At 52.3% G+C, this 18,563-nt stretch carries 17 protein-coding genes; 6 read left to right on the forward strand and 11 right to left on the reverse strand.

All coding sequences use genetic code 11. The features are described from left to right. Nucleotides 1-27 precede the first annotated feature (27 nt). Nucleotides 28-2,724 (reverse strand): S8 family serine peptidase, encoded by a 2,697-nt coding sequence (locus tag E2H98_RS01465; protein ID WP_133589942.1) that lies wholly within the window; start codon nucleotides 2,722-2,724, stop codon nucleotides 28-30. A 721-nt stretch (nucleotides 2,725-3,445) separates the two neighbouring features. On the opposite strand from E2H98_RS01465, the gene E2H98_RS01470 reads away from it, so the two are divergent. Further along, complete coding sequence (locus E2H98_RS01470) at nucleotides 3,446-5,563, forward strand: winged helix-turn-helix domain-containing protein (protein ID WP_133589944.1); 2,118 nt, start codon at nucleotides 3,446-3,448, stop codon at nucleotides 5,561-5,563. Nucleotides 5,564-5,859: 296 nt separating this feature from the next. On the opposite strand, the gene E2H98_RS01475 is transcribed toward E2H98_RS01470, so the two are convergent. Next, nucleotides 5,860-6,465, reverse strand: coding sequence for a dockerin type I domain-containing protein (locus tag E2H98_RS01475; protein ID WP_133589946.1), 606 nt, complete (start codon nucleotides 6,463-6,465; stop codon nucleotides 5,860-5,862). 208 nt (nucleotides 6,466-6,673) lie between these two features. Further along, nucleotides 6,674-7,507: a helix-turn-helix domain-containing protein gene (locus E2H98_RS01480; RefSeq protein WP_133589948.1), complete on the reverse strand. Its 834-nt coding sequence runs from the start codon at nucleotides 7,505-7,507 to the stop codon at nucleotides 6,674-6,676. 148 nt (nucleotides 7,508-7,655) lie between these two features. Here E2H98_RS01480 and E2H98_RS01485 point away from each other — a divergent pair, with 148 nt between their 5' ends. Next, complete coding sequence (locus E2H98_RS01485) at nucleotides 7,656-8,132, forward strand: DUF6265 family protein (protein WP_133589950.1); 477 nt, start codon at nucleotides 7,656-7,658, stop codon at nucleotides 8,130-8,132. 62 nt (nucleotides 8,133-8,194) lie between these two features. Here E2H98_RS01485 and E2H98_RS01490 read toward each other — a convergent pair whose 3' ends face one another. The 7 genes from E2H98_RS01490 to E2H98_RS01520 form a co-directional block, all read right to left on the reverse strand. Continuing rightward, nucleotides 8,195-8,920 carry a pYEATS domain-containing protein gene (locus E2H98_RS01490; RefSeq protein WP_133589952.1) on the reverse strand — a complete coding sequence of 242 codons (726 nt, stop codon included), beginning with the start codon at nucleotides 8,918-8,920 and terminating at the stop codon, nucleotides 8,195-8,197. A 135-nt stretch (nucleotides 8,921-9,055) separates the two neighbouring features. Beyond that, a complete protein-coding gene (locus E2H98_RS01495; RefSeq protein WP_133589954.1) occupies nucleotides 9,056-10,084 on the reverse strand; it encodes a hypothetical protein in 1,029 nt (342 codons plus the stop codon). Nucleotides 10,085-10,205: 121 nt separating this feature from the next. After that, entirely contained in the window at nucleotides 10,206-10,733 is a 528-nt protein-coding gene (locus E2H98_RS01500) for a hypothetical protein (RefSeq protein ID WP_133589956.1), read from the reverse strand. 218 nt (nucleotides 10,734-10,951) lie between these two features. Next, a complete protein-coding gene (locus E2H98_RS01505; protein ID WP_133589958.1) occupies nucleotides 10,952-11,635 on the reverse strand; it encodes a hypothetical protein in 684 nt (227 codons plus the stop codon). 126 nt (nucleotides 11,636-11,761) lie between these two features. After that, on the reverse strand, nucleotides 11,762-12,892 hold the full coding sequence (locus E2H98_RS01510) for a serine hydrolase domain-containing protein (protein WP_157591204.1): 1,131 nt from the start codon (nucleotides 12,890-12,892) through the stop codon (nucleotides 11,762-11,764). A 139-nt stretch (nucleotides 12,893-13,031) separates the two neighbouring features. Next, the gene (locus tag E2H98_RS01515) at nucleotides 13,032-13,598 is read right to left on the reverse strand and encodes a hypothetical protein (RefSeq protein ID WP_133589962.1); all 567 of its coding nucleotides are present in this window, start codon (nucleotides 13,596-13,598) and stop codon (nucleotides 13,032-13,034) included. Beyond that, on the reverse strand, nucleotides 13,595-14,320 hold the full coding sequence (locus E2H98_RS01520) for a DUF4386 domain-containing protein (protein ID WP_198325205.1): 726 nt from the start codon (nucleotides 14,318-14,320) through the stop codon (nucleotides 13,595-13,597). Before E2H98_RS01520 ends, E2H98_RS01515 begins: the two co-directional genes overlap by 4 nt. Nucleotides 14,321-14,707: 387 nt before the next feature. Here E2H98_RS01520 and E2H98_RS01525 point away from each other — a divergent pair, with 387 nt between their 5' ends. From E2H98_RS01525 to istB, 4 genes are all read left to right on the forward strand, one after another. Further along, on the forward strand, nucleotides 14,708-14,890 hold the full coding sequence (locus E2H98_RS01525; protein ID WP_133589964.1) for a hypothetical protein: 183 nt from the start codon (nucleotides 14,708-14,710) through the stop codon (nucleotides 14,888-14,890). A gap of 10 nt (nucleotides 14,891-14,900) precedes the next feature. After that, nucleotides 14,901-15,308, forward strand: coding sequence for a VOC family protein (locus E2H98_RS01530; RefSeq protein ID WP_133589966.1), 408 nt, complete (start codon nucleotides 14,901-14,903; stop codon nucleotides 15,306-15,308). A gap of 195 nt (nucleotides 15,309-15,503) precedes the next feature. Beyond that, the gene (gene istA / locus E2H98_RS01535) at nucleotides 15,504-17,030 is read left to right on the forward strand and encodes an IS21 family transposase (protein ID WP_425325201.1); all 1,527 of its coding nucleotides are present in this window, start codon (nucleotides 15,504-15,506) and stop codon (nucleotides 17,028-17,030) included. Beyond that, entirely contained in the window at nucleotides 17,020-17,799 is a 780-nt protein-coding gene (gene istB, locus E2H98_RS01540) for an IS21-like element helper ATPase IstB (RefSeq protein WP_133593992.1), read from the forward strand. The genes istA and istB overlap by 11 nt, the downstream gene beginning before the upstream one ends. Here the strand turns inward: istB and E2H98_RS01545 are convergent. Then, the gene (locus E2H98_RS01545) at nucleotides 17,789-18,229 is read right to left on the reverse strand and encodes an ATP-binding cassette domain-containing protein (protein ID WP_157591205.1); all 441 of its coding nucleotides are present in this window, start codon (nucleotides 18,227-18,229) and stop codon (nucleotides 17,789-17,791) included. The genes istB and E2H98_RS01545 overlap by 11 nt on opposite strands. Between the last annotated feature and the right edge of the window lie 334 nt (nucleotides 18,230-18,563).

Consider the following 18,563-nt stretch of genomic DNA (forward strand, 5'->3'; position numbering starts at 1 on the left):
GCTAAGCGGCGTGCAACGAGTGAAGCGTTACTTCTTATTACTGTTGTAAACCTCGATACTCAGACCGCCAAGGGTTTTGACTTTTCGCCCTTCACCCTGCTGCTGAGCAATGTGGACAAAGCCGTTCGCATTTTTATCGACGACTTCGATTTTCACACCAACCAAACGCTCTTCGCCGGCTTTCAGCTCGATCTGTTCATTGAACTTGAATCCTTCCGTGTGTACTCGCACCTGTTTTTCCAAAACCGGATCCAGCTCAAGTGCCAAGAAGGTTTTGATCAAACGATCGCCGGGGTTACGAATAAAGAACGGATAGTACTCAGAGAACAGCACAGAGGTATCCAGGTTGTGATAGTTACGGTGAGTCACGTTGTTGTCATTGGGCGTAATGGAATCGGCCAAGAACAATGCTTGTGACTGCGCAGCAACCGGATCGTTGCTGGCGTTGGTGACAGCCAGTAGACAGAAGTGATTAGCAAGTCCCGGATCATAAGCCGGTGCCAAAAAGTCGAACTGGGTAATCACCGCGGCATCGCCAGCAGCTCCAGCAACCGATGCTCCGGAATAAGGCACTGACGCCACTTGGCAATAGCTGTTTGGCGAGCCAGCACAATTCATCGCTGTCCAGGGATTTCCAGGCAGAGCGGAATTGTTCGGGAACTGGGCCCAGAAATCAGCATTCAGCGCTGGCAACGCGGTACCAAACTGCGTCCACATCAGCTTCACTTGCACATCGGTCGCTGCTATGGGGCCACGATTGCGCACCCGCACGTAAGCACGATTGACATCACCCGGTGCAAGACTTGGCTTTTCGTCAACGAATGCGTCAAACGTCGCAGCAGTCGGTGCTGGCTGATAGGGAGGCGCATCGACTTTGATATCCGGGCTCACCCAATGCGGCAGACTGATACGCGGATTTTCATAGCCCACTTTGCTATTTTGCTGGCCCAGATAGCCGCTGGTATTGCCCCAGTCCAGGGTGTTGTCGCGAACAAAAATATCTACACCACCAAGGCCATCATCGGCCACCGGCGCAACGATGCGTGTCGCTTCGAACGCATTTAACCGACCATAGGCATGGGTGTTAGTGGTGCTACGTGCTGTGTTCGCCGAATAATTGCCCGCGCTGTGTTGGATCTTGTCGGCCGTGTCTTGAATCAGCCGACGTACCTGCGTTGGGCTCAGTGAATTGCTTAACGACTTCAATAATCCCGCTACACCGGCCGTCAGTGGGCTCGCGGAAGACGTGCCACCAAAGCAGTGGGTGTAGTTGGTATTGCCCGGCTCTGGCTGAGGACAACCGGCGACCGGATTGGTGGAGTTATATCCGGGAGCTCCACTGCGATCGGTAGTCGTTACATGCGTTGTGCCATTGAACGGCGCGTTGTAGCCACGATGGCTGGGCGACAAAATTGCAATGCAATTGCCAACCGCCGCTTCGGTGACTTTTCTATCCAGGTTGGTTGAGCTGCTGACAGCAATGACTCCCGCTAACGAAGGGAACGACGCCACACACCACCCAGCTGAGTTGCCGTTACCACCGGCAAAGAAAATGCTGACGCCGCTGGTGGCTGCGCTGTTGATTGAAGCTGTCAGCGCTGCCGATACACTGGAGGCAGGATTGGTATGACCCCAGCTATTGTTCATGATGTCGACATCCATATCGGCAACGTAATCAAACATTTGCACCATGGTCGCGTCGGAGATAAATGGATTGGCGATGCGCAATGGCATCCAACTGCAATTGGGGCAGGAACCGGAAACGCCTAATCCATTGTTACCGCGCGCCAATGCCACACCACTGACTGCGGTGCCGTGACGCTCTGCAGCGATCGCTGCCGGGTTATTGTCATTGCTGACAAAATCCCAACCGTTAACATCGTCGATTAAGCCGTTACCATCATCGTCAATACCATTGCCAGCGGTTTCACCAGGATTGATGTATAAGTTGGCGGCAAGATCCTCGTGTGTCATATCGAAGCCTTCATCGGCTACGGCAATGACCACATTGCTGCTGCCCAAACCGAAATCCCAGGCGAACGAGGTATCGGCGTCGGCATCGACCAAGCCGGCGTGCTGGCCGGTGTTGCGGTGATGCCATTGATCGACAAAAAACGGGTCGACTGGCAGGGTTTCAAAGGTTGTGTGGTGCTTCCAATAGTTCGGGTGGGCAAACTCCACTTCCGCCAAATCGCTGTATTTGGCCGAGATCACGGCGACACCCTGCTGGCCGGGTTCAATAGCCAGCAGATACAGGTTTGGTACCCGCGTTGACTTGCGAATTACCTGCGCACCAAACGCCTGATTGATCTGCTTGATGTCGTTGTCATCCAGCGTTTCATCAAACTTGGCAAAGAACTCGAGCGGCAACAGCGTCAGGTTCTCTTTGTCCACGTCGTAACCAATCAAGCCTGATTCGCGAATGACGCCACGCTCGGCAAACTTTCGCTTCAGTTCCTCAGCAATATATTCCAAGCTCGCGCGATCCATACCCTGCTTGGCATGAAATCCGTACAAGCCATCTTTCACCAAGGCGCGGAACTCAAAACCGTATTCTTGCGCAATCTGGCGTAACGCCTCGTCGCTACCCTTGGCGCCGGGTATCACGCCAATCACATTATCCATCGTACTTTCTGGCTCGCTTTTTGCGGCTACGGTCGCGCTCCAGGCGGCAACAGCAAACGGCAACGCGAGCCAGAGGCTTGCTTTTCTGAAATTGAACATAGGTGTTCTCCATTTCACTGAATTGAGTCAAACGACATTCCTTGTCACCGGACCAATCGAGCTCATGCACGCCAAGCAAAAAACAAAGTTACCGATGGGTAACCAAAACTCAGCACTAACACTTCCTGCTGGCATTCAATATCACCCAACGAGTGATTGCGGCGGCAGTAAGCCGGTGACCGCGCGATTGTGCAAATGCCCGTTAAACAAGTCGTGAGCCATGATTGATTTGTTGATAAGGAAGTTCTCGTCCGAAAAAAGGTCTAGTGATGCAATAGTGATGAGCGCGAACTCGAGTCGATCGCAAGCGCCTGTAAAAGGCATCTTTCAAGCGAAAAACTCATGCCAAAACAACTGTTTACAGATGATGAAAAAGTGATGTATGTTCATGCCGCACAGCGACTGGAAGCCAAGTTGCGGTAGGCTTGGCGATAGCAGAGTGTGTGAGCCGGTGCGCGTGAGTGGGTGTTTATACGTGGCAGAATCAAACGTTTGAACATGACTCGCGTCACGTTCTTCGCGCTCCATGCTTTGTGAGCTTGGCCTCAAGTCGCTGCAAAAGCAGACTCCCGATCTGTGCTTATCATTTCCGCCAACATTGATGCTTATTTAAGCTCACGCCGTTAGACAAACTAGAGAATGGAGTTCTCTATCTGTCTGTTGTATCCCGGCTTTGGCCCAGTCACAGCAATGTTTGACCAGCAAGGATGAGGCAAATCAGATGGCCGCAACACCACCCTCGGCACACTACCAATTGGGCGATTGGCTTGTTCAACCAGAGTTACTGTGTGTAAACAAGGGCAGCGAAACCCACACACTGGAACCCCGCGTGATGGACCTGTTAGTCTATTTTTGCGAGCACCCTGGTGTGGTATTGAGCCGAGATGAGTTGGTTGAATCCGTTTGGGGCTCGGTGGTTACCGACAATGCATTGAGCCGTGCCGTCGCCATCATTCGCAAAGCTTTGGGAGATAACAAAGACAATCCTGCCTATATCGCAACACTCAGCAAAAAAGGTTACCGACTGATTGCCAGCGTTGAAAAGGTTCCGCTGGTCAATGAACATAGTCCTACGTTAGCAACGCCTTCCTCGATAGCGCCTTCTCCCACGAAAAATGCCAGCCGCTCTACCTACGCTTATCTGATGGTCGCTGTCCTCACGTTGTTTATTGCGGTATGGCTGCTTGTCAATCACAAACAAGTTCGCAGCTATCGAATGATTCAGGCATCCATTCCCTTGACCTCACTGAAAGGGAATGAGTTAGAGCCTGCCTATTCACCGGACGGCCGCTGGTTAGCCTTTGCTTACCTGGGCGCAGATAAAAATCATTGGGATATTTTTCTGCAAGATCTAAGCACAGGTGCCGTAAAGCCGCTTACCCAGATGCAAGGTGATGAACGCGCACCATCCTGGTCGCCCGATGGTGATCGGGTTGCCTTTCATTATGTGCGGGATGGCCAGTGTCAGTTCATGACCATCAGCTTGAGCAATCTGGAAACTCAAATAATTGCCCCATGTCATCCAAGCAGTTTGAGTGCCGATATCGAGTGGGGCCGCGACAACAACGAAGTCTATTTCACCGATACAGAAACCGACGTTGGCCAATACAAGGTCTATCGCTATTCACTCGCTACCGGTAAACGCGAGCTTTTGACCAACCCCAAGTTAGCAGGCCGAGGTGATTACCGCCTCAGCATTTCCGCTGACAGAACGCAACTGGCGTTCTTGCGCAACCATCAGTGGGATAGTACAAAAATATTAACACTGGATCTAAATACACTCGTTGAAACAGAAAGGTTTGACGTAACGCATGTGCTTTTCGGGCTGAGCTGGGATGCGCAAAGCTCCGGTTTAATTTTTGTCGGTGACAACGGCCAACTCGTTCACCTACCCGAGAGCGCCGCAGAAGCACAAACGTTGACCGCCAGCGGCGTCGAGTTACATTCCCCTGCCCTGTCACCCGATGGCAAGTTTATCGCCGTCAGCGCCGGCGCCATGCGTCACGCCGATATCTGGAGCGGCGAGTTGTCTGCCGACGACCAGCAAGCCGTTCACCTCTCACCGCTGATTCAAAGCAGCCGAGCCGATAAAATTGCTCGACAAAATCGCCTCAACGATATTGCATTTGTCTCGGACCGCAGCGGCCTGAATCAGATTTGGTTACGCAGCCACAACGGCAACGAACGCCAGCTCAGTGCATTCAATCGAGTCGTCAATATCACCCACCTCGATTGGTCGCCAAATAACAAAACCATTGCCTTTTCGGTAAACGGCCACATCCATCTGCTGGATGCCAGCACGGCTGACATGCACACCCTGCCAATCATCAATCATTACGCGATAAACCCAACCTGGTCGAACGATGGTCAGAGCGTATTGTTTGCATCAAACGCCGAAGGAGACTGGCAGATATGGCGTCTCTCTCTTGATGCAAAATCACTCACCAGATTGACGCAATCCGGTGGATTTATCGCCAGAGAAAACACTGACGCCAGCGCCATTTACTACTCCCAGTATCACCGCAGCGGATTGTGGCTCAAGCCTGTTACCAGCAAACCGGAAGTCAGGGATGAAGTTGAGTTAATCGCGGACTTTCATCCGTCCGGCACGTACTATGATTGGGCCTTGTCAGGCGACAGCATTTTCTACGCACAGGCGCGACAAGATGGTACAACCGCCATCATGGAGCATCACCTAACAACGAAACAAACTACTGAGCGCTTAACCATTGAGCAGAGTCATTGGTTCGATTTTTCTGTAGCGCCTAATACTCCCGTTATGCTGATGTCAAAAACTTCTCGCAGCGAATCGGGCATAATTGCCTATCCTTTTGAATAGGCAAGGGGCACCACTAAACCATTGCCGATCTCAAATGACGCGATCAAAACCGCGACTTCGACATAATTCCGTCATTCCCGCGAAAGCGGGAATCCAGTGTTCTTGAAAGGTAGAAGACCAGCGCTCTCAACGGGTAGGCTAACCGCCAGTTCAAGGAGAAAAATCGGGCGGCAGGAAATGGAACACTCAACGATTCTTCTATCCTTAAACCGGTTTGTAAGGAGCTCCGAACATACGCAGTCCTCACGCCACCAAAGCAGCGTGAGGAGTTCGCTTCCCGTGAGCAGCGGCGTGCCTTACTTGGCAATGACACCCATGCGGTCAATCCGGCCTTGCACACACTGACGCAGCTCAACGATATCTCGGGCATCAAATACGCGGTCCACATTCAGGTCTACTACCACGCCAAAGTCACCGGGTTTACCGCCCTGCTCAAGTAGCTTCATCAGCGCACTGACGTCCTGAATATCCACTATGCCATCGCGATTAATATCACCCCAGGCCCGCTTGAAATTGGGCAGCAATGAAGGATCGCCACCGCTATTGGCCACTTCAAGAATAATGTTTGCATCCTGATGATCGATCGCCCCATTCAAATTGACATCCAGCACCGCAGCTTGGCTGCAGGTCAGCACATAAGGTGCCGACACGGCTTGCTTTGCGGTTTGCGCGTCGGCATGCGTAACCACGCCGTCCGCATCGGCATCACCAGCCACCACGGAATCCGCCACGGCAAAGCAATCGGGAAACTGAGGGCAAGATACCGCCATAACCAACGTAGGAAAAAACACCGCGCTGAGCACCAAAGGCACACCTCTGCGCATTGATATACGTCCTGTAGACATAAAGCCTCCTTGTGAAATCACTTTTTGGAATCTATTCGCGCCAAGCCATACCGCCATGAGCAAACCGGGCTTTGCACCCTGTTCACCGGTAATTTCCTCAGAAAAGTGGCTGTTTCGCCAGTGATGCTTAGCTTATGGAGTTGTGATGAGCAGCAATCATCGGGCTCACGGCCCAAAACGCATCAAGAAAGTAAGATGAAGGAACATCGTTGGTGACTTATCATGACCTCGCGTTCCAAATGAGAAAATTCTTGAGAAACATCCGTCAACTTCTGCCCCGCACGAAGGCAGCCGCCAGTCGAACGGTTTCATCACCGCCACGGTCATTTCGTAAAGCCGCGAACAAGCGTGCTGGCGTCAACCCAATCATCCGGCGCAACTCTCGCGTTGCATGAGCTTGATCAGAAAAGCCGGACGCCAGAGACGCCTCGGTCAATGGCAGGTTTTCGTTATCGAGCAACCGAATCACCGACTGCAAACGCAGCACCCGCGCAAACTCTTTGGCGCTGAGCCCCACTTCCGTCAGGAATCGCACCTGAAATGCCCGCAAGCTCATGCCGACCAGCTCGGCCACCGCCTCAATACGAGCGCGCCCCTGTTCCGCTTCAAGAGTCTTGACCGCCAGTTCGATACGCGAATCGATGGCATGCGGCAAAACCCAGTGGCGAAGCATGCGCCAGAGCGGCTCCGGTTCGTCCGATGCCTGCAGTGATTCACTGGCTTTCACCAGTGCCTCAGCACAGGCGGCGGATAACGCTTCCAGGTCGCATACCTGGTCTCGCAAAGCCGGTAATCGCTCGCCTGCAATACAAGCTGATGCCACAGGTTGTAATCGCACACCAATGCAATCAACTGCGCCAACCGACTTCAGCCGCACGGCTTCTCGTTGCTGCGCGACAAAAAGTAAGCGCCCCTGAGGGTGCCAGCCATTCTGCCGGGAGAATGCGGAGAACGGCATTCCGCGATGCACGACCAACTCACAGCAACCGTCAGGATAGATAGCGGTCGGATGGCCAGCGGGGTCGCTCTCTCGAAGCCACCAGATACAGCGGATATGCCGACTCAAATCATCGGGTGGCGCGTATTCCTGATAGTGCATCGGTTATTCCTGAAACGGCGCTTTTATTCAATACGCGTAATGGCGGCCATCTTAACCTGAGGCTCAGCCACCTCGGGCGAAAAGTCACTGAGGCAATGCTGAAGCGTACAAAACTATTTTTGATATCCGACATTCCGCAGGAGACAACATGCGTTACAAAGCACTCACAATAGCCGCGATGGTGGCTGGCTTGGCGGCTGCCTCTTCGCTTCAGGCCAATCAAGCCGAAGCGCTAGATTGGCTGACCGGACATTGGTGTGGCGGCAGTGGCGACGAGCAAATCGAAGAATACTGGCTTGCACCAAAAGGCGGTATCTCACTCGGCATCAGCCGGACGTTACGTTCAGGAAAAATTGCCAGTTTCGAATACATGCGTATTGCAGCCAGCGCTGACGCCGTTCACTTCATTGCGCAGCCCGGTGGCGGCAAGCCTGTTGCCTTCAAGCGCACAGCAAGTGGAGCCGATTGGGTTCGATTCGAAAATCCTGAGCATGATTTTCCTCGTCTCATCGAATACCGGCACGATGGTAATTCGCTCACTGCGGAAATTGCCGGGCCTGGCAAAGACGGAAAAACGATGGCAATTCCTTTCGCCTACACGCGCTGTGAATCCGCAATAAATTAGCAACTTGCCCAAGAAAAATGGAGCCTGAATCAGCGGCTCCATTAACAGCAGTTTTTGCAGTCTCAATCTGGCGGCCGTCCCGGCAAATCCAGGTAGCGTTGCAGCTCAATCGTATTGCCATCTTTCATTTTCACCATGGCCAGCACCGGAAACTCACCATAAATGTTGAGCCAAAGGTCGAAGTTTGAAGCCCGATCGGATGTGCTCAGTGAGCTGGTGGGAAAATCCTCCCACACTTGATAGGTGACGCTCGCCACATCCTTCAACATGTTTTGCTCGGCGAAACTTTCCAGCCATACCCGAACCCGATAACGACCAGAGCCGGGCGAAGTACGAGGCTGCAAGATTTCCGCCTGATGAACGACACAAAGACCGGCGTTCACGAGCTTTTCGTAAGAGGCTCGTAGTGGTTCCTGGATTTCTGGCGTTGGCTGATTGTCAGACCGGTCAGAAGTGGCTATGCCGGTCGAACTGGTGGTGGAAATCGAAGACGGCACATGCAAGGTCCGGAAAAAATCCTCCTGATTTTTATATTCAAACGGCGCGTAAAGCTTGGTGTGGTGTCGGGCAACCAGATAGGCAAATACGAACAGCACGACCAGCGGGAACACCGCCATAAAAATGACAACCGGATGAGCGTAATGCTGAAAAAAATCCGGCTTGGCGAAAGTCACCACCACGCTCGCCACGGCATAAACCAACACCAGAAACAGCGCGATGATCCCCAAAGGACTCTTGGACAACCCCTTCGCCGCAGCGGTGAAATCCTGAATGCCATGCTTTGCCATCGCCTTTCCCTCCTAGGCATTTGCTGCGCCCTTGATGGCACCTAACGTCCCGCCGACGTGAAACAGTCAAATCCCTCTGTTACAACGAGAAACAATAGCGCTAACTACTCACTCAGCCAAGCCATCAATAGGGTTTCACTTTGGCGTAAACATCGGTTGGCGAGCCAACGCCCAGTTTGGCATGACGCCGTATTGCCCAGGTATCCCGCTACAACCCGATAACCGCGAACTGAGAACAGAAGCTGGAACCGGCTGGAAAAGTGGCGCCTTCCCCAACTGGACTCGTTGACTGTTAATTTGCTCCAACTCGTGTTCTGCCGCCTTTTCTATCTCTGGAGCGGGTGGAAGCGCTTCTTCCATGGCGAGTAATATCGGCGACCACGTCTCGTCAGGTACGCCCGGCATAGCCAACATCGCCATACGATAGTATTTTCGAGACTGGTTCACGGCCTCCATAAAACTTTCTTTGTGCTCGGGCAACGGCGACATGTCATCATCTGCTGGATATAACGACGCAATGTAGGCGTAAACACCTGCCAAATCATGTAAGGCCGATGTATAACCTCCATCCAATGTAGCACGTTCAAAGTAAAGCGCCGCCGACTTTAACGTTTGAATATGTACTGTGTACGGAATTGCTTGTGCTTCCTCCAACTCCTTTCCTTCCCCGGCAACTTTCCCCCTCCGAGCAATTTTTCTGGCAAGCGTAAGGCTAGCAAAGGCATTCCCGCTTTCGCTCATGGTCCGTAACACGCTCTCGGTCAAAGAATGATAGTCGTTCGCTTCTTCGTAAAAATGCCGACCGACTTGCTCCACTCTCTGCGCGCCCGTCATCTTTACCCACGTCGTAAAGTCTCGTAACGCTTCACCCTGTAAAATCAGCTCTGGGCGCATACACTCAGTGTTTGTAATCGTTTCGCGCTCGCCGTCCGAGTTTTCGATGAGATCATCCTCCAATGAGCGCACAGGCGACAGCGCAGTCTCGCCAGCAGACTCAAGCTTCAAGAATCCCGTAGAACGGTTCTTCAACTCGACTGCTGAGACGCTCTGACTGGAGCTGCCTTTCGTTTTGTTTTTCGTGCTTTCGAAGTCTTCAGCATCGTGGAATAAAACAATAAACAGAGCCATTGCCACGACGCAAACAATCAGACTGAATCTTCTCAAAATTCAACATCCTTTCAAGAGCATCTCTACATACATCCTTAAAACACTCATGGCATTAGCTGGCTAGAGTCTCTACGGAGTCCTGTTCCACCAATGCATGGTGTCCGCTGGCTCTATCTGCTTACTTCCCGGCTCTATCCGTTTTTAGCTCAACGAGACTGTTCCAAGTACTCGCAGTACCCAGCGCCAAATTCCAGATAACCAATCCTACAACCAAGTAGAGCGACCTTGCCCAACCAAAATAAAGCAAGCATGAGACGGCAATGAACATCAGATAGGTCAAAATGGAAAACACATAGATTCGTCGTGAACGGCCCATGCGAATGGATGAAGCGGACTCGCGCAAATCCGCCCGCATGGACATGAGCATCGTAATCAAAGCGTAAAGCCCCACCAGAAACATCGGAATCGACACACCGTAACTGCCGCTTCTTGGAACTAGGAGAATCAACGAAAAGATAACCAAGGATAAAAATGCCCGGAAAGTTTGCCGGGCAAATCGTTTTGCCGATGCGTACTCATCACGATTCAGAAGTTCATAGCGCAACGACAAGTTAACAAACAGCAATCCAGCAAACGTTGCACTCACCTGCAATAACACTGAATAGAATTCCGCCCATTCAGGTAGTGCCACCGATAAATCGTTCACCGTCCCTTCCCGGCCTTTTCCAAGATCTCATACCACAATCAGCCAGACACCTAACCGCGCCGCACAAAATCACACATCAAGCAGCAATGGCAGCCCTCGCTCCGCAGCGGCTTTGGTTTTCAGAGGCTTGCGGTCAAATCGTGCCCACCTCCAGCCGCGATAATGCCTAATACACCAGTCACATCACGACCGCAAATTCTCTATCGGCTCGGGGAGGTTCAGGGAGCTTTTTTGCTGTGGCGACTCACCGACTCCTTATTCCCTTCCAATGCCTTTTCACTCAACTGGCTACGCTTTTCCAACTTATTCAGCGAGTTGATCAGTCTGTTGGCAATCTCAATACTGGCAATCTCTATTGCTTGATTAAGCTTAGCTGGATCAGTCAAGTACTCCTCCACGGTAAAGACCGGCAATTCCATACCGCCAGCACCAGAAGGTTTACTCCAAATCAAACTTCCTGCCGCATCATAAAGCTCGAATCGAACGCCCCAATACAACCGCATGGTGGCGTCGAACTTTGAGGCGGCATGCAAGCCGTATTTCTCGACGCTGAGTTGCACAATATAATCCGGGCTCTCCTGCACCACCTCCCATCTGGAATCAGTGCCGAGGCGTGCAGAAATCGCTGCGTGATAAGCTGCTGAAAACTCCGCCTTGCGCTCGCGTAGCTGACTGACCATTTGCGCGTGCGGCCCATCGCCAAGATCCGCCGCAATGGCGGCGCCAATGAGGCCACCCACGGCGCCCGCCCATGCCTGTCCGGCGGTAAAATAATGAATGTCATCCGATACTGGCACATGACTCAGTATCAAGACCTGCTGAGGCTCATCCTGAACCCTGGGCAGAAACTTGGGTTGTACCGATGAGCAGGCGCATAGGACAAACGACAGCAAAACAATCATGCCCTTGTTCAATTTCTGGTTTCCATAGTGAAAATTTGATGTGGCGATATTCTACCAAGGTGTGCTTTCGATTGTTCCAACTATTCTTGAAGCTCCCAAGAGGTTTCACCTTCCACATCAACTTATTCACTCGATCCCCGCGTTGCGCTTTCGCCCCAGCGCCGCAGCCCCAAGCGCAACTTCCTTCAATGCAAACGTCAGCTGCCGAATCTCAAATGGGCGAATGTTCGCCAGCACGATGACGGTCAACTCGTCATCGATATAGTGATGATAGTTGGACAAAAAGCCATCCATTGATCCGCCATGGCGAATCATTTTTCCAAGAGAGGCATGGTCTGGACTTCGCTGATATTCGTGTACCCGGAAGCCATACCCGTAGTAGCCCCATTCTGCGCTTTCCCCGTCAAACAGCCTCTCTCTGCTCTCCCGGCTCAACAAGCGGTTCGAGAATAGCGCTTCATCCCATCGCAAAATATCATCGGCCGTTGAGTAGATATCGCCGGTGCCAAAAGCCCAAGAGACGTTGTTTTCATCCTGACTTATGCCAAGCAAGGATTTGGCGTAGCCGTTGGCGCGTCGCTCTGGGCGCTTTGCGAAGCGTTCAATGCCGCTATCACGCATACCCGCAGGTTCAAAAATCTGCTGTTGGATGATTTCCTGGTATGGCTTGCCCGATACACGCTCCAGTATCAAAGCAGCGAGATGGTAACCAAGATTCCCGTATTCGTATTTCGAACCCGGACTAAACGAGAGTTCCGCATCATTGATTATCGCGAAGATTTCCTTTGATGATACAGGTCGCTCGGCCTCCTCTGCCAATCGCTCCAAATGAACCGGCAAGCCACTTTGATGTTTCAGCAACAAATGCAGCGTTAGGCTCTCTGCCAGCTCGTTGCGCAGCTCAGGCAAATAGCGAGCAATCGGCGCTTTCAATTCAAGCTTTTCTTGCTCAACCAGCTGCAGAACTGCAATAGCAGTAAACGACTTGGTTAGTGAACCAATCAAAAAACGAGTGGTTAAGGAATTCGCAATATTTCGGGAAGCATCTGCCTCACCATAAGCCGCTCTATGAAGTAGTTTGCCTTGATGCGCAACGAGGACCACTCCACGAAATGCCTCCGCACGAACGAATCGGCTTACAAGCGACTCCATTTCTGCATTGCGCAGTTCAGCATCGGGACGTTCACTGGCGTTTGCCCAACTCGCCAACGCGACACTCACATGCAAACTTAGCAAGAAAAAAAACCGTGTAAACATTCTGACTCCCTGAAGCGATCGACCGAACGCCATTCAGACTGCACGGGGTTTGCACAGTTCAGTGAGGGCTCGGTGAATAATACCTTTTCATCAGGGTTTTATAGAGGCGCGTGGTCGACGCTGCCTCACATGAAGCAACTTACTGCGCTCTACTCGTGCTAAGCCACTGCCATGCTGCTCGAATAAGCGGGTAAAGCAGGCCATGTAACAGCGCCGAGATCGACGCAACAACCGCCGCAACTAGCGAGGGCAATATCGCACCGAAAGTAAATGTCATACCGATAACAAAACCCAGAATGCACTCGGCCCGGTACACAGGCAGAATCAAACCAGCAAACAAAACCCCGAGCAGCGTATAGAAAGCCATGTCCTCAAAGCCGTGCATAAAAGCAAACGAGAGGGATACGCCGGCCAGCACTGACAAAAGAAACGCGACGACAACGCTCCTCATCGCATTCGCTTGATCAACCCCCTGCCCTCTTTTTGTAGTCAACCGACGGTCAACACGTCCAATGACAAACCAGGTCATCAATGGCAGTAAAAGCAGGCCCCAGTAGTTGGATATTGAAGGCAGGTCCGCTCGGTTCAACAAATGGTGACTGGCAACACCGCCATGAAAGTGCTCCCAAAGCAAATGCAGCATCGCCAACACGGCTACGATCGCCGTCAACAGAACGCGTCGTGAAGCAAATACACGTACTTTCATGGCGCTACTCGCTTCTGCCATTCTTCCAAATTGACGCCCTTGGCAACCAGCCACAAGGCAAATATCAGCTCTCCAAGGAATGCCGGCACCAAAATCAGCGGAAACATCATAGCGGCGATCGTTGGTGCCAGGATTAACGCGAAACTATTCACCAGATAACTTAAGCCCGCCAGCGCCAACAACCAGCCAATGACTTTCGGCATAAAGCCTGAGCGATGAATCAGATAGCCACGCAACAAACAGGCAAAGCCGAAAAATATCAGGCCAATTGCAAAACCAAAGGAATGAGACTTGATGGAAAGATACGACAGCGCCTGTAACTGCTCTGTCGAAAATGCATTCAGATAGCTACTGTCCGCCATCAGGAAAGTCGGCACCAGCAAGTTAAGCTTGTTCGCCGCCAACACCGCGGTCTGCACAAGATTGAAGAGCGTCATCGTCAACGCCAGCGTTTCGCTGACCGGCCTGAGCAAAAGATACAGCAGCACAATGACCGGCACATCCAGCACCTGCATCAGTAGATCGCCAGCGGCGCCTGAGCGCCACAGTAGCTGCGAAGGCAGTATGCTCAGGAAAGTAGCGCCCGCGTCACCAGGAACAATTAGGGTTGAACGAACAAAACCTTCGCCAAATAAGCCAAGCAAAATGATAGCCAGATAAAGAATGCCCGCCACGCGCAGATAAGGCTGGGGAGAGAGTTCAAAGCGGTTACTTTTCATCATTATTCCGCATACTGGATCGGTGTCGCAGCTTAACTCGAATCCTCCAAGCCAGAAACACATTTGTGTAACACATCAATTCCGAAAGAGAACCAACAAAGAACGACGATTGGCCATAAACAAAATAGGAAAAATGCCATTATCGGCATTCATTTATCTGAACTCGGAACGTCCATGAAATGGCGTTGTTTTGCGCCACGTATTCCCACCTCTCGCCCGCTCTGAATGTTCGCCCCAGCCCTCCAATGCGCTTTAGCGAGGGGAAGATACGCTTTGCCAAGCGGCTTCATGTCTCCGCCGACTGCAATTAGTGCTTGATCTAAAGTCAGCTTTAAGTTTTACCCTGCCTCCTAAGTTGATGCCCCAAGGCAATACACAGGAGTACAGGCTATGAGCCCTACCCGCTTACCGAACCACGCTGACGGTTCTACTACTGTGCCATTCCGCTACAGCAATAATCCTGAACTTTGGAAACGCAACTCAGCGGCCCAGAACAACGTTTTTGCCAGTTACTGGCATCGTTACCTCAACGAATTCTCCGTTGTATACAACGGCGTAATGGCCAAAAAATAAGGAGCAAGTCATGCCATCAACCAAACCACCAAAACTGCGCGGCATCAACCATATTCACTTAGCGGTGCCGGATAAGCTCGCCGCCGCACAGTGGTATGAAAAGATGCTGGGCTTTCACATCGTCGAATCGATGCTGAGTTGGAACACTGCCACCGGGCCACTTACCATTGAGGATGAATCCGGCCGGATTCATCTGGCGCTATTTGCCCGCGACCACTACACGCCAACCAGCGCCATTGCATTTGATGCCAGTGGCGAAGAGTTTTTGCGGTGGAAGCAATATCTGGAAGACGCGAAATTATTGGAACGATGCACTGATCACAAGCTGTCCTGGTCGCTCTACTTTAATGATCCGTATGGCCATTCACTGGAAATTACCTCCGAGGAAACCGAAACGATTAATCGGGCGTTGCAGTGAAGGCCATGTCAGGTTGCTACTACGGATAATTGCAGATTTAGCCGCGTGACCAAGGTTAAGTAGAGCCAAAGTAGCTGTCTTTTTATTCAGCTGTTGATTTGCACCCAAAACTGACCCACTAAACTCCACGATTTGCATCGAAATTTGACCCACGTGTAACACTGCTCCGCAACGGGTTTGCGGGGGAATGAAGGAGTGATAGACGTGGCCTTATTGAGTGTGATCAGACGCTGGCATTTCCGTGAAGAAGTGCCGATCCGGGAGATAGCCAGGCGCACCGGCTTGTCCCGCAATACGGTGCGCAAATACCTGGTCAGTGACGTGGTAGAGCCTGCCTACCCGGCCCGTAAAAGCCCCAACAATCTGGATGACTACGAACCGACATTAACCAGTTGGCTGTTCCGCGAATCGCGCCGACATCGCAAGCAACGACGAACGGTGCGTCAGCTGCATCGGGATTTGGTCGCGCTGGGTTATACCGGTTCTTATGATCGGGTAGCGGCGTTTGCCCGGCGCTGGCGCCAATCGCAAGAAGACGCCAAGCGCGTATCCGGCAAGCATGTTTACGTGCCGTTGCAGTTTGCGCCCGGTGAGGCATTCCAGTTTGATTGGAGTGAGGACTGGGTGAAGCTGAACGGGGTCAGCACCAAACTGCAAATCGCCCACTTTAAGCTCAGTTACAGCCGGGCGTTTTTCTTACGCGCTTACCTGACGCAAGCCCATGAGATGTTGTTTGATGCTCATTATCACGCCTTCCAGGCCTTTGGTGGCGTGCCACGGCGTGGCATTTACGACAACATGAAAACCGCCGTCGACAAGATTGGTCGCGGCAAACAGCGGCAAGTCAATCAGCGTTTTCAGGCGATGGTTGGCCATTATTTGTTTGAGCCGCAGTTTTGTAATCCCGCTTCCGGTTGGGAAAAGGGCCAAGTTGAAAAAGCCGTGCTGGATGCTCGCCATCGGCTTTGGCATGAGGCACCAAGCTTCTCGTCTTTGGCCGAACTGAATCACTGGTTGGCCGCACGTTGCCAAAGCTTGTGGCAAGAAACCGCGCACCCTGAGTACCGGGCGCGTTCGTTAGCCGAGTGCCAGGCCGATGAACAAAGTGAGATGATGCCGGTACCGGCCGCCTTCGATGGCTTTGTTGAGGAAAGCAAACGGGTGTCATCGACCTGTTTGATTACCCATGAACATACCCGCTACAGCGTACCGGCCAGTTACGCCAATCGTCCCATCAGTCTGCGCGTTTATCCGGAGCGCTTGGTCATCGTCGCGGAAGCGCAGGTAATTGCCGAACACGTGCGGGTGTTCAATCGCGAGAAAAGCACGCCCGGGCGCACCATCTACGATTGGCGTCATTACCTCAGCGTGGTGCAACGTAAACCCGGTGCCTTGCGTAACGGCGCGCCGTTCACGAGCTTGCCGGAGAGCTTCCGCTTGCTGCAACACAAACTGCTCAAACGCCTCGGCGGCGACCGGGAAATGGCCGACATCCTGGCCTTGGTACTGCTGCACGATGAACAACTGGTCGAGCAAGCCATCCGCCACGCGCTGGAACTCGGTGAGCCGTCAAAAGCGCATGTGCTCAATTGCCTCCATCGTTTGCAACAACCGCCGCGACCAACGCCGTTGCAACCTCCAGCAGTCTTGAAGCTGGTCAACGAACCGGTGGCCAACACCGCCCGTTACGATCGTCTGCGGAGCCTGCGCCATGAACAGTGAAGGTCTCGTCAACACTCTTAAATCGTTAAAACTGCACGGCATGGCCGATGCGATGGCGACGCTCGCCGAGCAAGCGGCACCGGCCTACCAGCAAGCGCTGCCGGTATTGCAGATGCTGCTGAAAGCCGAATCCTCGGAACGCGATGTGCGCTCCATTCAATACCAAATGAAAGTCGCGCGCTTCCCGGTCTATCGCGATCTAACCGGCTTCGACTTTGCCCACAGCCAGGCCGATGAAGCGTTAATCAAAACCCTGCACCGCTGTGAGTTCCTGAAACAAGCGCAAAACGTCGTCTTGGTTGGCGGCCCAGGCACCGGTAAAACCCATCTCGCCACCGCTATCGGTGTGCAAGCGATCCAGCATCACCGACTGCGCGTGCGCTTCCTGTCCACGATCGAACTGGTCAACGCCCTGGAGCTGGAAAAGCAGCAAGGGCGACAAGGACGCCTCGTCAATCGGCTGCTGCATACCGATCTAGTGATACTCGATGAGCTCGGATACTTGCCGTTCAGTCAGGCAGGCGGTGCCTTATTGTTCCATCTGATCAGCAAACTCTATGAACGCACCAGCCTCATCATCACCACCAACTTAAGCTTCGCCGAATGGTCGTCGGTATTTGGTGACGAGAAGATGACGACAGCGCTATTGGATCGACTGACCCATCACTGCCATATCGTGGAAACCGGCAATGATAGCTATCGATTAAAACATTCGACCACCAACCAAGAGGAAAACAAACGAGACAGAAAACCAAAATCTACGCCATAATCGAACCATCAGGGTGGGTCAATTTTGCGTGCAAATCCTGGGTCAGTTTTAAATGCAAATCAACAGCAAGGCCCATGAGCTGTAGAACATGGTCGATATTGCTGGGGGCACAGTTCAGCACACGCTGATTCAGGCGCAGATTATCGCGACCGCTGAGGTTGTTATATAGCGAAGGGGATTCGACCAGGCTGCCCGTCCTTTTCAGCAGTGAACATCGATTTCCAGCGGTAAGCGTTTGACCGAACAGCGACACCTGACCAGAACTGGGCGTCAACAAACCCAACAGCAAGCGAATGGTTGTCGACTTCCCCGCCCCATTTCCGCCGAGAAACGCATAAACCGATTGCGCGGGAACGCTAAGGTCAAGCCGGTCTACCGCTCGTTGTTCCCCGAAATCCTTGCACAGCAAATGCGTGCTGATGATCGACATTGGCAACATTCCATTGAATGGCGAGGACCGCTAAGGTACCTCGCCACGCTTCAAGTTGCCGTGAGACTCTGTAACAAGTCGTTAAATGCCATGAATAGGCAGTAACAGAAATTCACGATTCGCCAAGAATCAATTCAGCCCATTCAGTCAAGAAGAGTGTTCCTTTAATAACCTCCAATTGACGACAACCTCATATCCCTACCTGTCGATATCTTGATGGGTGTCCAGTTTTGCGTATGTTTAAAGCAAGGTATTCAATGCCTGACGACCACCAGTTATCAGCCCAATCGCGCCTGGACCATATAACATCGCCGTGCCGAATAAGTTTTCGAGA

The organism is Permianibacter aggregans (assembly GCF_009756665.1).
GTDB lineage: Bacteria > Pseudomonadota > Gammaproteobacteria > Enterobacterales > Permianibacteraceae > Permianibacter > Permianibacter aggregans.

Excerpts from the sequence above, each read along its gene's own strand:
- E2H98_RS01465 (WP_133589942.1), bottom strand. The coding sequence starts at position 2,724 with ATGTTCAATTTCAGAAAAGCAAGCCTCTGGCTCGCGTTGCCGTTTGCT.
- E2H98_RS01470 (WP_133589944.1), top strand. The coding sequence starts at position 3,446 with ATGGCCGCAACACCACCCTCGGCACACTACCAATTGGGCGATTGGCTT.
- E2H98_RS01475 (WP_133589946.1), bottom strand. The coding sequence starts at position 6,465 with ATGGCGGTATGGCTTGGCGCGAATAGATTCCAAAAAGTGATTTCACAA.
- E2H98_RS01480 (WP_133589948.1), bottom strand. The coding sequence starts at position 7,507 with ATGCACTATCAGGAATACGCGCCACCCGATGATTTGAGTCGGCATATC.
- E2H98_RS01485 (WP_133589950.1), top strand. The coding sequence starts at position 7,656 with ATGCGTTACAAAGCACTCACAATAGCCGCGATGGTGGCTGGCTTGGCG.
- E2H98_RS01490 (WP_133589952.1), bottom strand. The coding sequence starts at position 8,920 with ATGGCAAAGCATGGCATTCAGGATTTCACCGCTGCGGCGAAGGGGTTG.
- E2H98_RS01505 (WP_133589958.1), bottom strand. The coding sequence starts at position 11,635 with ATGATTGTTTTGCTGTCGTTTGTCCTATGCGCCTGCTCATCGGTACAA.
- E2H98_RS01510 (WP_157591204.1), bottom strand. The coding sequence starts at position 12,892 with ATGTTTACACGGTTTTTTTTCTTGCTAAGTTTGCATGTGAGTGTCGCG.
- E2H98_RS01515 (WP_133589962.1), bottom strand. The coding sequence starts at position 13,598 with ATGAAAGTACGTGTATTTGCTTCACGACGCGTTCTGTTGACGGCGATC.
- E2H98_RS01520 (WP_198325205.1), bottom strand. The coding sequence starts at position 14,320 with ATGATGAAAAGTAACCGCTTTGAACTCTCTCCCCAGCCTTATCTGCGC.
- E2H98_RS01525 (WP_133589964.1), top strand. The coding sequence starts at position 14,708 with ATGAGCCCTACCCGCTTACCGAACCACGCTGACGGTTCTACTACTGTG.
- E2H98_RS01530 (WP_133589966.1), top strand. The coding sequence starts at position 14,901 with ATGCCATCAACCAAACCACCAAAACTGCGCGGCATCAACCATATTCAC.
- istB (WP_133593992.1), top strand. The coding sequence starts at position 17,020 with ATGAACAGTGAAGGTCTCGTCAACACTCTTAAATCGTTAAAACTGCAC.
- E2H98_RS01545 (WP_157591205.1), bottom strand. The coding sequence starts at position 18,229 with ATGTCGATCATCAGCACGCATTTGCTGTGCAAGGATTTCGGGGAACAA.